The following is a 12905-nucleotide window of genomic DNA, read 5'->3' on the forward strand; positions in this document are numbered from 1 at the left end:
AGAAGCGGCCGCTCTCGCGGTCAGTCCCAGTCGTAGCCCCACTCGCGGAGTTCGTCGGCGACGAGGTCGGGGTTGTTCATGGCGACGACCAGCGCCGCTTCCAGCGCGTCGGTCTTGTAGACATCTTCACCCAAATCGTCTTCGAGCTCGCGGAGGAAGTCGCTCTCGCGCTCCTCGACGTGCGGGCGGACGAATATCGGTCGCTGTGTCCGTCCCTCCTTCACGGAGGAGCGCCGGAACTTGTAGGGAATCGACGGCGCGGACTCGGCGGTCGTACCGCCCCCGCCGGTGTCATCGGCGTCGTCGGCATCGTCGCCGTTGTCGCCGCCGTTCGCGTCGGGCTGGTCGTCACCCTCCCCTCCCAATGTCCCGGTCCGTTGCCCGGTCGTCTCGGCCGTCGCCGCCGCCGCTTCGTCGGCCACGTCCTCGGTTTCCGCCGTCTCCTCTCGCTCCTCGATCTCCGCGAACGGGTCGTCACCGGAGCCGGCTTTCATGCCGTCACCTCCTGTTCGCGCGTCTCTCGAAGCCGGCGAGCGAGCGTCTCGAACCGTTCGAGCGTCTCCAGTTCGTAGTCCCGCTCCCGGCTGCGGTGGTCCTCGACGTAGGCGAACGCCGAACACTGCTGTCGCCAGCAGCCCTCCAAGAGCGACGTCCGCTCGCGGAAGACGACCGGCACGTCGTAGTCCATCGCTTCGAGTTGCTCGAGCATCTCCTCCTGGTCGTTGGTTCCCTTGTATCGGTTGGGCACCGCGGCGAGGACGCCGACGTTGATATCGAGCGTCTCTTCGAGCCCGTCCACGAGGTCGGTGAGGCCGGTGACCGACTGCTGGCCCTTCCCGCTGGGTTCGAACGGGATGACGAGGTTCCGCGTGGCGTGGATCGCGTTGTACAGTTTCACGTCGGCGGTCGCCGGCGGGTCGACGATGACGGTGTCGTACTCGGCGGGCACGTCGGCCTCCTTCAGCACGCGGAGCAACTGGACGTTCGGGTTCCAGTTCTCCCCGAAATCGGCGGCCTCCTCCTCGCGGCGGCGCAGGTGCTTCGAGAGGACTTCGAGCGAGTTGTGCGCCGGGACGACGTCGACGCCCTCGGAGGTCTCGATCAGGTCTTCGAACGGGCCCCGCGGTCGCTCGACGAGGTGTCGGACGAGGCTGTCCGCATCGGAGTCGGTGCGTCTGTCACCCACGTCGAGGAGATACGAGAGACTCCCCTCCTGTGGGTCCATGTCGATCGCGAGGACGTCCCGGCCCGCGCGAGCGTCCGCGACGGCGAGGTTCACCGCCAGAGTGGTCTTCCCGACCCCGCCCGCCTCGCTGTACACCGTGTATGTCAACATATCCGCTCAGTTGCCGCATACGGACATAAAAGTTAGTCAGACGGTATAGCTAACCAGTATAGCTATTCTTTTTCGCCGCCGGTCGGCTCATGGTCGGATTGTCAGCAGTTCTAAGAGTGGCTATCGAGAGCGAGTCGTTCAAGTATTACTCGGTGTAACCACCGGCATATGAAACGACGAGCGTTCCTCTCGCGCGCCGGCGTCGGTGTCACGGGACTGGCGGCGTTGGCGGGCTGTATGGGCGATTCATCGGATCCGGACGGCGGGACAGAGACGACTGACTCGGGCGGGAAGACGGGGACCGCCGGATCGAGCGGCGGGACGCTCACGGTCGCCACGTACTCCTCGTTCACCGGGGAGGACACGGCCGGGAACTGGCTCAAATCGGCGTTCGAGTCCGAGCGGTCGGACGTCACCGTCGAATTCCGGACGCCGGATAGCGGCGTCAACCAGTACATCCAGCGGAAGTCCCAGGGCGCACCGATCGACGCCGACCTCTTCGTCGGGCTGAACACCGGCGAACTGGTGCGCGTCGACCAGCAGTTAGACGACCGGCTGTTCGCGGCGACGAGCGAGCGGATCGAGGGCGCCGACTCGGTGAAGTCGTCGCTCCGGTTCGACCCGAACGGCCGAGTGATTCCCTACGATACGGGCTACATCAGCCTCGTGTACGACGAGGGAGCGGTCGACGAACCGCAGACGTTCGACTCGCTGCTGGAACCGGCCTACGAGGACGGCCTCATCGTCCAGAACGCCCAGCAGTCCGACCCCGGACGCGCGTTCCTGCTGTGGAGCATCAAACAGCAGGGGACAGACGGGTATCTCGACTACTGGCAGCGGTTGGTCGACAACGGCGTCCAGATCCTCTCGGATTGGGAGCCCGCCTATCAGGCATACATGAACGAGGAGGCACCCATGGTCGTCTCCTACTCCACCGACCAGGTCTACTACCACGGCGAGGACGTGGACATGTCCCGCCATCAGATCGGCTTTCTCAACGACCAGGGGTACGCGAATCCCGAGGGGATGGCGCAGTTCGCCGACGCCGAGAACCCCGAGCTGGCGCGCGAGTTCATGTCGTTCGTCCTCAGCGAGGAGGCCCAGGCCGAGATCGCGGTGCGAAACGTCCAGTTCCCGGCCGTCGAAGGCGTCGAACCCGGCGGCACGTTCGGGAAGTACGCGCTCGAACCGCCGGAGGCCGTGACGTTCAGCTACGAGGAGCTCTCGGGTAACGTCGGCGGATGGATAGAGGAGTGGGCGCGCCAGATCGCGAGTAACTGACGATGCGGGTCGGGGGCGACCGAGCGCTGCTGATCGGCGTGGCTGCGACGCTGCTGACGCTCGTCGCGGTGTTCTACTACCCCGTCGGGAGCGTCCTCGCCAGCGCCGTCTCCGTCGGCGGTCGTCTCACGCTGTCCCCGCTCGTCTCGGTGCTCGCCGACCCCTTCTACACGGGCGCGTTCCACTCGCTCGTGACAGCGCCGGCGACGGTTCCGCGCGGTCTCGCGCGCTGGGCCGAGTCCGGGATGCCGTCGGTTCGCCTAGGGCTGTTCGGTTTCACGGCGTATCAGGCGCTCCTCTCGACGCTCGCGAGCGTCGCCGTCGGGTTGCCCGGCGCGTACCTGCTCGCCCGCTTCGAGTTCCCGGGACGGCGGTTCGTCCGCTCGGTGACGATCCTCCCGTTCGTCCTCCCCTCGATCATGGTTGCGGTCGGATTTCTGGCGATGTTCGGCCGGAGCGGCCTGCTCAACGACTTGCTCGGTGTCGTCGGACTCGGTCCGGTCGAGTTGACGTTCACGCTCGAACTCATCGTCCTCGCGCACGCCTTCTACAACGCCCCGCTCGTCACGCGGCTGGTGACGACAGCTTGGGAGTCAGTGGACGCGAACCGCGTCGAGACGGCGCGAACGCTCGGGGCCACGCCCTACCGAGCGTTCCGCGACGTGACGCTCCCACAGATTCTCCCGGCGCTGCTGACCGCGTCGGTGCTCACGTTCGTCTTCACGTTCATGTCGTTCCCGCTCGTGCTCGCGCTCGGCGGCCTCCAGCTCGCGACGGTCGAGGTCTGGCTGTACGCCCGCGTCCAGGACCTCGCGCTGACCGAGGCGGCGACGCTCGGCGCGCTGGAGACCGCGCTCTCGCTCGGGCTCGTCTACGTCTATCTGCGCTTCGAGGCCATGCAGATCAGCGCCCGCGGCGAGGGCCGCGGCCTGGCGCGGACGCCGCTCGTCGACGGGTGGCGGTCGCTCATCGACCCCAGACGGCTGGGACTGCTGGCGTACGGTGCCGTCGTACTGGTGCTGTTCGTCGGTCCCCTGGCGAGTCTCGTCATCGAGAGCGTGACGACGCCGTCGGGCCGACTGACCCTCGAGTACTACGCGTTCTTACTGTCCCAGCAGTCCTCCGCGGCGGCGGGGACGACTCGACCCTTACCGGCCATCGTCAACTCGTTGCTGTTCGGTGCGGGGGCGTTACTGCTGGCGCTGCCGATGGGCGTCGTCGTCTCCGTCGTCGCCACGCGCGACGGGCGCGGCTCGCGGCTCGCCGAGGCGCTGTTGACCGCACCGCTGGCGGTCAGCGGCATCGTCCTCGGACTGGGGATGCTACGGACGCTCGTCTTCGGGACGACCGTCTTCGGTCATCGCATCACGCTCACGGGCCCGGTCGCCATCGTCGCCGCACACGCCGTCGCCGGCTATCCGTTCGTCTCGCGGAACGTCACCCCGGCGCTCTCGGGCGTCGACGACCGCCTCGGCGAGGCCGCGCGAGCGCTCGGAGCCGACCGGACCGCCGTGCTCACCGACATCGAGTTGCCGCTGGTCGCGCCGGCGCTCGTCGCCGGTGCCGCCTTCGCCTTCGCCATCAGCGTCGGCGAGTTCGACTCGACGGTCCTGCTCGCGGAGGGCCTCGACAGCGCGACGATGCCGGTCGCGCTCGAACGCTACATCGGCAACCGGTCGCTGGGACCCAACCTCGGCCCGGCGACGGCGATGGGGACGGTGCTGCTGGCGGTGACGACCGTCAGCTTCGTGGTCATCGACCGCGTCGGCGGACGGTGGGAACGATGAGAACCGCCGGCGTCGAAGTGGACGGCCTCGCGGTCGCGTACGACGGCGTGACCGCGCTCGAAGACGTCTCGCTGTCGATCGAGGAGGGCGAATTCTTCACGCTCGTCGGCCCCTCGGGCTGCGGGAAGACGACGATGCTCCGCTCGATCGCCGGACTGGAGACGCCGTCGTTCGGCCGCGTCGCCATCGACGGCCGCGACGTGACCGACCTCCCGACGGAGGAGCGCAACGTCGGCATGGTGTTTCAGAACTACGCGCTCTTTCCGCACATGAGCGTGCGCGAGAACGTCGCCTACGGCCTGCAGTTCCACGACCTCGACGACGGGCGCACCGAGGACGAACGCGTCTTGGAGCTGCTCAAGCTGGTCGATCTGGCGTCGTTCGGCGACCGCGACCCGACGCAGCTCTCCGGGGGGCAGCGACAGCGGGTCGCGCTCGCCAGAGCGCTCGCCCCTGAACCCGACGTGCTCCTCCTCGACGAACCGCTGTCGGCGCTGGACGCTCAGTTGCGCGAACGGCTCCGGGTGCAGATAAAGAACCTTCAGCGGGAACTGAACATCACGACGGTGTACGTCACGCACGACCAGGCCGAGGCGTTGGCGATCAGCGACCGCATCGCGGTCGTACAGGACGGGACCGTCGAACAGGTGGCGACCCCGGAGACGGTGTATCGCGACCCCGCGTCCCCGTTCGTGGCCGGATTCGTCGGCGACAACAACGTGTTTAACGGTGAGGTCACGGGGGGTGGGTCGCGACTCAATGTCGGGGGCGCGACCCTGCCGCTGCCGGACTGGACCGACGTGCGAGACGGGGAATCAGTGGCGCTCTCGGTCCGGCCCGAGTCTATTTCACTCGAAGGCATCGATGGCGCGACCGGGGGCGAGACCGCGCTCGACGCGGCGGTCCAGACGACCGAGTTCCTCGGCGACGCCTACCGAGTCCACTGCCTGTGGAACGGCCGAACGGTCGTCGTCAAGACCGGGTCGCCCGAGCCGCCGGCGGGCGACGTGACGCTCCGGTTCGACAGCGCGGACGCGAACGTCCTCTGATATCGGGGAGGTTTTAGCCGCGCCCGCCGGAGCGAAACGCGATGAGCGATCTGGGGAAAATCGACCGCGAGACGTTCGAGGAGGTAATCTACCCCCAATTAGGTGCACACCGGGACGACGTGGCCGTCGGGCCGCGACACGGCGTCGACTTCGGCGTCCTCAACCTCGGGGATCAAGCGGTCGTGATCGCCACCGACCCCGTCTCGCTGCTACCGGATCTCGGTCTCGAACGCGCGGGGAGACTCGCCCTGGAGATAGTGCTGACCGACGTCGCCGTCTCGGGCGTCGCGCCGACGCATCTGGCGATAAATCTGACGCTCCCGCCGTCGTGGAGCGACGAGGAATTGGCGCGAGCGTGGACCGGGCTCGCCTCGCACGCCGAGCGCCTCGGCGTGAGCGTCGTCTCCGGCCACACGGCGCGCTACCCCGGCATCGAGAGCTCGTGGGTCGGGGGGGCCACCGTCCTCGGTATCGGCGACCGCGACGAGATCGTCCGGCCGGACGGAGCGAGCGTCGGCGACGAAGTCGTCGTGACGACCGGTCCCGCCGCGGAGATCACGGGCCTGCTCGCGACGCTGTTTCCCGAGCAGCTGGGGCTCTCACCCGAGACCGTCGCGACGGCGCAGGAACGCGTCGAGGATATCGCGGCCGTCGCGGACGCCCGCGCGGCCTTCGAGGCGGGCGGCGTCACCGCGATGCACGACGCGACGGAGGGCGGCGTCGCCGGCGGACTCGTCGAGATGGCGCGCGGGGCGGACGCGCGCTTCGAGGTCGATACCGAGGCGGTCCCGATCGCGGACGGCGTCGAGGCGGTGTGCGAGGCGGTCGAGGTGGACCCGTGGACCGTGACGAGCGCGGGCACGCTGTTGCTCGCCGTCGAACCGGGCCGCGGGGCCGCCGTCGCCGAGGCGGTCAGCGACCGCGGGACGCCCGCCGCCGTCGTCGGGAACGTCACGTCGGGAGAGGGCGTCTACGCTGACGGCGACCGAATCGCTGCTCCCGAGAGCGACCCCTCGTGGGACGTCTTCGCTCGGTTCTCCTGAGAGGTGGAGAGCGTGTTCTCGAGGGTGAACGCACCTAATATTGCTGTCGTCCCGAGGTGTTGCCCGCGTATGGACGATTTTTGATATCGAACGACCCCATATGGCTCTAAATGGCCCCAGGTTTGGATAGAACTGACACAGATATCGATGAAGGGGGGTATTTTGGTTTATTCTTCGGAAGGTTCGAGCTACGCGTGTATCGGCTCGGCGGCCACCGTCCTCGTCGGGGAGAAGTCGGACGAGGAGCGACGTTACCGGCACGAGCGTCAGAACGGGGCGAACCGGCGGCCGGAAGACGACGACGATCAGCGGCCAGACACTCGTCTCGCCGATCCCGGCGGGCCGAGTCCTGCGTGACCGGTCGCGGTGCTTCTCGTTCCGACCCGCGGCCGTCGTGCCGTCGCCCGTGCCCGCACGTCGACCGCGCGGCGTGGGATAGCACGGCCCGCGAGTCACAGGGCCTCGCGTCCGCCGGTAGTCACGCCGGGTAAACGAGTGCCCGGAGAGAAGAGGGACCGTTCCGCCGATATCGGAACGGTCGGGGTGTTGAGCATGGCGCTTGCAGGTGACTCGCCGTGGCGCTAGAGTGACCGCGTCGAGCGAGGGGCCGAACCACACGTAGTCAAGAAAGATACACGTATTGGATAACGAAAGTACGTCCGTTATCGACTTTCGCGAAGCCGACGTTCGAGACCTGTGGACAGAGATATTAGACACAATATAGTTCTCGCATCCTCGAATAGTTGTATTCTTTACTTTTTGAGTGTCGCTCTGCGTGCTGTATATACTTAGCGTTGCCCACGCCATGGCAAGCAGGGTTCAGGTCGGGGTGGCGTGGCGCTGCGAGAACCCCGAAAGAGCCTTCGAGAGGACTCTCGCGTAGAAGACACCAGCGGCCGAGTACGTAGCGAAGCGGCGAGCGAGAAGCGCACGCTGAATCGGAGCCGTGCGTCGCGGTCCGAGCGACGGCCTCGCTCGCCGGGTATCGGATCGACTGCCCCATACATTAAATACGCTCGCACGCGACGGTTTAGACCGTGACCGGACAGCGAATCATCGAGTCGGACCCAGCCGTTCGTGTTTCCACTGGTAGTGAGAACCACTCGCAGGGTCGAGTGGTGCTCGAGGCGGCGCGGGACGCCGACGCGTCGGTCGCGACGGCGGCCGTCGGGTCGACCGGGCACGTCGGACTGGAGCCGCTCGTTACGGCGACGCTCGACGGCGAAACGGCGTTCTTCTCCGAGTGTTCGCCGGGGCGAGCGCGCTCCGTGACCGAGGCACTCGACGGCGGGACGCTTCCGTCCGAGGACGCGGTGGCAGTAGTCGAACACGAACCGGGGGCCGCGACACTGCCCGTCCCGGACGAAGGGCCGCTGGCCGTCGGTGAACGCGGGGTGCTCGGCTCGTGTGGCTGGGCGGTCCCCGGAAGTATCGAGGACTACCGCGCGGGAGCGGGCTCGCTCCCGACGGACCTCGAACTCGCCGACGCGCTGTCGCGGCTCCGCGAGAGCGGCCTCCGCGGCCGCGGCCGCGGCGACGCGAGCGCCGACGCGCCGGTCGCCGACGAGTGGACGACCGCGAGCGAGGCCGCTGGAGACCCGGTCGTCGTCGTCAACGCGAACGAGGCCGACGACCGCGCCGCCGGCGACGACCTCCTGCTCGAAGGCGCGCCGCTCTCGGTGCTCGACCCGGCGCTGACCGCGGCGGAGGCACTCGGCGCGTCCGACGTCGTGGCCTACCTCTCGGAGGACGCGGACCTCGCCCGCGAGCGAGTGCGGGCGGCCGCCGACGCGCTGGTCGAAGCCCGCGACCCCGAGGCCTCGCTCCGCGTCGTCGTCGGCCCGGACGAGTACAAGGCGGGCGAACCGACGATGGCGCTCGAGGCGATCGAGGGCAACCATCGACTCGAGGCCCGGCGGCGGCCGCCCGGCCCGAGCGAGTACGGGCTGAACGGCCGACCGACGCTCGTTCACACGCCGCGGACGCTCGCACAGGTCGGGCGCGTCCTCGCCGGAGTGGACCCCGGCGGCGTGCCGGCCGACCCCGGGACGCGCCTGTTCACCGTCGCCGGCGACGTCGCCGCGCCCGCGACGGTCGAGCTCTCGACCGGGGCGACGCTTTCGGACGCCCTGCCGGCGGTCGAGCCCGAAGGGTCCCGGAAGGCCGCCTGCGTCGGGGGCGTCTTCGGCGGCGTGACCCGCTCGCTGGACGTGCCCGCGAGCGCGCCCGGACTGGAGAGCGCGCGCCTCGGGACCAACGGTGCGGTCGAATTAGTCGGGGAGTCGACCTGCATGGTCGCGCTCGCCGGCGAGCGAGCGAAGTTCGCCCGCGAGGAGAACTGCGGGCGCTGCGGTCCCTGCCGGGAGGGGTCGAAACAGCTCGTGGACCTCCTCCGGGACGTCTACGACGGCGAGTTCGCGGACGGGATGCTCCGCGAGCTCGGCCGCACCATGCGCGAGACCAGCCTCTGCGGGTTCGGGAGCGACGCCGCGCGACCGGTGACGACGACTATCGACGTTTTCGAAACCGAATTTCACGCCCACGCCGACGGCCGCTGTCCGAGCGGGACGTGTACGAAACTATGATTTCAGCTACACCACGCCGACGTCTCGACGTTTCGAACCGACCGATCAGCAACGCTGCGGTGTGCGAGGGATTCGATGAGTACTGACCCGATTTGGGAGGACACCACGACCGGAGCCGACGTCCCGTTGACAGAAGACATCGCGCCGGGGACGGCGAACGACCCGCCCGCGGGTTCGACGGAGGCCGCGACGCTGACCGTCGACGGCCAGACCGTCGAAGCCAGCGTGGGCTCGACGCTGCTCGACGCCTGCGAGGCCGTCGAGACGGACGGCGACGTGCTCGCGCTCTGTTCGTACGACGACGAGGAGCAGATCGGCCCGCGCAGCGAGTGCCGGACCTGCATGGTCGAGACGGAGGAACACGGGGTCGTCCCCTCCTGTAGCTTCCCCGTCGAGGACGACATGACCGTCTCGACGGACACCGAGTCGGCCAGCGAGGCCCGGGACGTGAATCTCGACCTCATCCTCTCGAACCACAACCTGCTGTGTACGACCTGCGGGGCCAACGGCCGCTGTGACTTGCAGGACGTGGCCATCGAGAACGACGTCGAGGAGCCGCGCTACGGGGTGCTTCACGACCGGAGCCAGCTGGAACCGATAGACGACTCCTCGCCGTTCATCCAGATCGACCGGAACAAGTGCATCCTCTGTAACCGCTGCGTCGAGGCCTGCAACGACGTCCAGGTCGAGGGCGTCCTCCGGATGGAGGAGTCCGGCGGCGAGACCCGCATCGGCTTCCAGAACGACGCCGACACGATGATGGACTCGACCTGCGTCTCCTGTGGCCACTGCGCGACTGTCTGTCCGACCGGCGCGCTCGTCGAGCAGGGACTGGTGGACGCGACGACGCTGCCCGTGCCCGGCTTCACGCACAAGAACTCCGCCGAGGGCATCGTCGGCGAGGACTACGAGCGTCAACGGACTCAGATGACGCCGATGAAGCGGGAGGGCGACACCCGAAACGAGCCGCGAGTGTCGCGGCCGGAACCTGCGGCCACCGCGGAGGACGACTGGCTATGACGGACGACGAGACGCCAGACACGGAGAAAGAGGGCGTCGCGGGCTTCATGGCCCGCGCGCGCGAACAGGCGCAGTCACAGGCGGAGGACGCCGTCGACGAACACGTGAAACCGCGGGCGAAAGACGCCGTCAACGAGCACGTCGTCCGGCCGTTCGAACACGCGGTCTCCGACTTCGCGGGCAACGCGATGTCGGAGGGCCGCCTCTTTTCGGTCGCGGACGCGGTCAGCGACTACCAGCTCAACGAGATCAACGTCACGGACACCACCTGCGAGTTCTGCGCCGTCGGCTGCCGGTTCGACGTCTACTCGAAGGACGGCGAGATACTCGGGACGCGGCCGAACCCCGACAAAGCGCCGATCAACGGCATCTCGACCTGCGTGAAGGGGAAGTTCAGTCACAGCTACGTCAACAGCGACGACCGGCTGACCCAGCCGCTCGTGAAAGAGGACGGCGAGTTCCGCGAGGCGTCGTGGGACGAGGCGCTCTCGCGGGTCGCCGAGGGACTCGACGAGATCCGCGAGGAGGACGGGCCGAACGCGCTGAGCTTCGTCGCGTCCTCGAAGGCGACCAACGAGGACAACTACGTGATGCAGCGGTTCGCCCGCGAGGTCATCGGGACGAACAACATCGACAACTGCAACCGCCTCTGTCACTCCTCGACGGTGTCGGGCCTCTCCAGCACGTTCGGGTTCGGGGCCGCGTCGGTCGGCATGGAGGCGCTTGAAGAGACGGACTGCTACCTGCTCACCGGGTCGAACACGACAGAGGCCCACCCGGTGCTGGCGACGCGAATCAAGCAGAACGTCAAGGACAACGACGCGGATCTGTTCGTCTTCGACCCGCGGAAGGTCCAGATCGCCGAGTACGCCGACCAGTACTCCCGCGTCGAACCGGGCTACGACACGACGTGGCTCAACGGCCTGACCCGCTACATCATCGAGAACGACCTTCACGACGAGGAGTTCATCGAGGAGCGGACCACCGGCTTCGAGCAGATCGAGGAGACCGTCCAGAAGTTCACGCCGGAGTTCGTCGAGGAGAAGGCGGGCGTCCCGCCCGAGGAGATCGCAAACGCCGCCGAGACCATCGCGAACGCCGACTCCTGCGTCTTCGGCTGGACGCTCGGCCTGACCGAGCACTCCCACGGGACGGAGAACATCTACGCGATCGCGAACCTCGCGCTCGTGACCGGCCACATCGGGAACCCCAAGTCCGGCGTCTCGCCGTTCCGCGGGCAGAACAACGTCCAGGGCGGCGGCGGGGACATGGGCCCGCTCCCGAACAACTTCCCCGGCTACCAACCGGTCGCCGACGAGGAGAACCGGCAGAAGTTCGCCGACGCCTACGACATGGACGTCGAGGACATGCCCGACGAGGAGGGGTACCGCCTCACGGACATGTTCCTCGCCGTCGGCGAGGACGACCTCCGCGGGATGTTCATCCAGGGCGAGAACCCAGTCACCTCGGAGCCCAACAGCGGACACGCGAAGAAGGCCCTCGAAGAACTCGATTTCCTCGCCGTGCAGGACATCTTCCTGACCGAGACCGCGGAGTACGCCGACGTGGTGTTGCCGGCCACCTCGTCGATGGAATCCAACGGCACGTACGCGTCGTCGACGCGCCACGTCCAGCTAGTGAAGCGGGTCATCGACCCGGTCGGGAACGCGAAACCCGACTGGCAGATAACGAAGGAGCTCGCCGCCGAGTTCGGCTACGAGTGGGAGTACGACCATCCGAGCGACATCATGGACGAGGTCAACGACCTCGTGCCGATATACGGCGGTGTCACTCACGAGCGACTGGAGAACTTAGACGACGGCGACGGGCTCCAGTGGCCCGTCTGGGACGAGGACCACCCCGGGACGCCGTACACCTACGAGGACGAGTTCCAGACGCCGTCCGGATTGGCCCACATGCACGTCTGTGACACGGTCGATCCCTCGGAGACGCCCGACGACGACTACCCGCTCGTGATGACCTCCGGCCGGGTGCTCTATCAGTACCACACCGGGACGATGACGTTCCGGGAGGAGGGCGACATGTCCTACAACGACAGGAGTTTCGTCGAGATCCACCCCGACACCGCCGCGGAGTACGGCGTCTCGCAGGACGACATGCTCCGGATCACGTCCCGCCACGGCGAGACGACGGCGATGGCGCAGCTCACGACGCGCCCGAGCGAGGGCGAGATCTTCATCCCGATGCACTACCTCGAGGGCGGCGCGAACAACCTGACGAAGGAGGAACCGCTCGACGGCCCGGCGCGGACGCCCGAGTACAAGGTCACGGACGTGCAGATCGCGCTCGCCGCCGACGCGGACACGGACGCGGACGGCTCCGTCGTCCGCGTCTCGAACCCCGACACCGCGGACGAGACGGACGCGGACGCACCGTCGGACGACTGATCAGCGAGGACTTCACAATGAGAGACGTAACAGCGGACGACGTCGGCAAACCCGTGCTCACCGCCGAGGGGAACCGGATCGGCACGCTTCGGGAGATCGACTATCCCACGATCTACGTCGAGATCGACGACGAGATCGACGAGGGACTCCGCAGCGACATCAAGGTCTCCGAGACCACGTCGAAGCGATCGAACGGGAAGGTGCTCGCCGGCGCGCCCATCGGCGCGATAGAGGGCGTCACCGACGAGGAGATCCACTTCTGGCCGTCCTACGCCGCGGAAGCGCGACACGAGGCCGTCGAATACGAGGAGATTCCGGAGGAAGGCGGCCACGAGGAACCCGGGGAGCGGCAGTAGCCGGGAGAATCGAACACCAGCAACGAGCGGGCGGCGCGGC

Annotated in this window: 10 protein-coding genes; 8 read left to right on the forward strand and 2 right to left on the reverse strand. The window is 67.7% G+C overall.

Features of this window, described 5'->3' with window-relative positions:
- Positions 1-20 precede the first annotated feature (20 nt).
- Positions 21-494 (reverse strand): DUF7970 domain-containing protein, encoded by a 474-nt coding sequence (locus GO488_RS19975; RefSeq protein ID WP_241692959.1) that lies wholly within the window; start codon positions 492-494, stop codon positions 21-23.
- Complete coding sequence (locus GO488_RS16650; RefSeq protein WP_162318969.1) at positions 491-1336, reverse strand: ParA family protein; 846 nt, start codon at positions 1334-1336, stop codon at positions 491-493. Before GO488_RS16650 ends, GO488_RS19975 begins: the two co-directional genes overlap by 4 nt.
- Before the next feature lie 168 nt (positions 1337-1504).
- Between GO488_RS16650 and GO488_RS16655 the strand changes: the two genes are divergently transcribed.
- From GO488_RS16655 to GO488_RS16690, 8 genes are all read left to right on the forward strand, one after another.
- A complete protein-coding gene (locus GO488_RS16655; protein WP_162318970.1) occupies positions 1505-2617 on the forward strand; it encodes a thiamine ABC transporter substrate-binding protein in 1113 nt (370 codons plus the stop codon).
- A 2-nt stretch (positions 2618-2619) separates the two neighbouring features.
- Positions 2620-4404 (forward strand): ABC transporter permease, encoded by a 1785-nt coding sequence (locus GO488_RS16660; RefSeq protein ID WP_162318971.1) that lies wholly within the window; start codon positions 2620-2622, stop codon positions 4402-4404.
- Positions 4401-5453: an ABC transporter ATP-binding protein gene (locus GO488_RS16665; RefSeq protein WP_162318972.1), complete on the forward strand. Its 1053-nt coding sequence runs from the start codon at positions 4401-4403 to the stop codon at positions 5451-5453. The genes GO488_RS16660 and GO488_RS16665 overlap by 4 nt, the downstream gene beginning before the upstream one ends.
- A gap of 41 nt (positions 5454-5494) precedes the next feature.
- Positions 5495-6496 (forward strand): AIR synthase family protein, encoded by a 1002-nt coding sequence (locus GO488_RS16670; RefSeq protein WP_162318973.1) that lies wholly within the window; start codon positions 5495-5497, stop codon positions 6494-6496.
- A gap of 1118 nt (positions 6497-7614) precedes the next feature.
- Positions 7615-9081, forward strand: a complete 1467-nt coding sequence (locus GO488_RS16675) for an NADH-ubiquinone oxidoreductase-F iron-sulfur binding region domain-containing protein (RefSeq protein WP_338401344.1) — start codon at positions 7615-7617, stop codon at positions 9079-9081.
- Between the two features lie 75 nt (positions 9082-9156).
- The gene (locus GO488_RS16680) at positions 9157-10101 is read left to right on the forward strand and encodes a 2Fe-2S iron-sulfur cluster-binding protein (RefSeq protein ID WP_162318975.1); all 945 of its coding nucleotides are present in this window, start codon (positions 9157-9159) and stop codon (positions 10099-10101) included.
- Entirely contained in the window at positions 10098-12509 is a 2412-nt protein-coding gene (gene fdhF, locus GO488_RS16685) for a formate dehydrogenase subunit alpha (RefSeq protein ID WP_162318976.1), read from the forward strand. The genes GO488_RS16680 and fdhF overlap by 4 nt, the downstream gene beginning before the upstream one ends.
- Positions 12510-12526: 17 nt before the next feature.
- Positions 12527-12865, forward strand: a complete 339-nt coding sequence (locus tag GO488_RS16690; RefSeq protein WP_162318977.1) for a hypothetical protein — start codon at positions 12527-12529, stop codon at positions 12863-12865.
- The last annotated feature ends 40 nt before the right edge of the window (positions 12866-12905 follow it).

Source organism: Haloarcula limicola (genome assembly GCF_010119205.1).
GTDB lineage: Archaea > Halobacteriota > Halobacteria > Halobacteriales > Haloarculaceae > Haloarcula > Haloarcula limicola.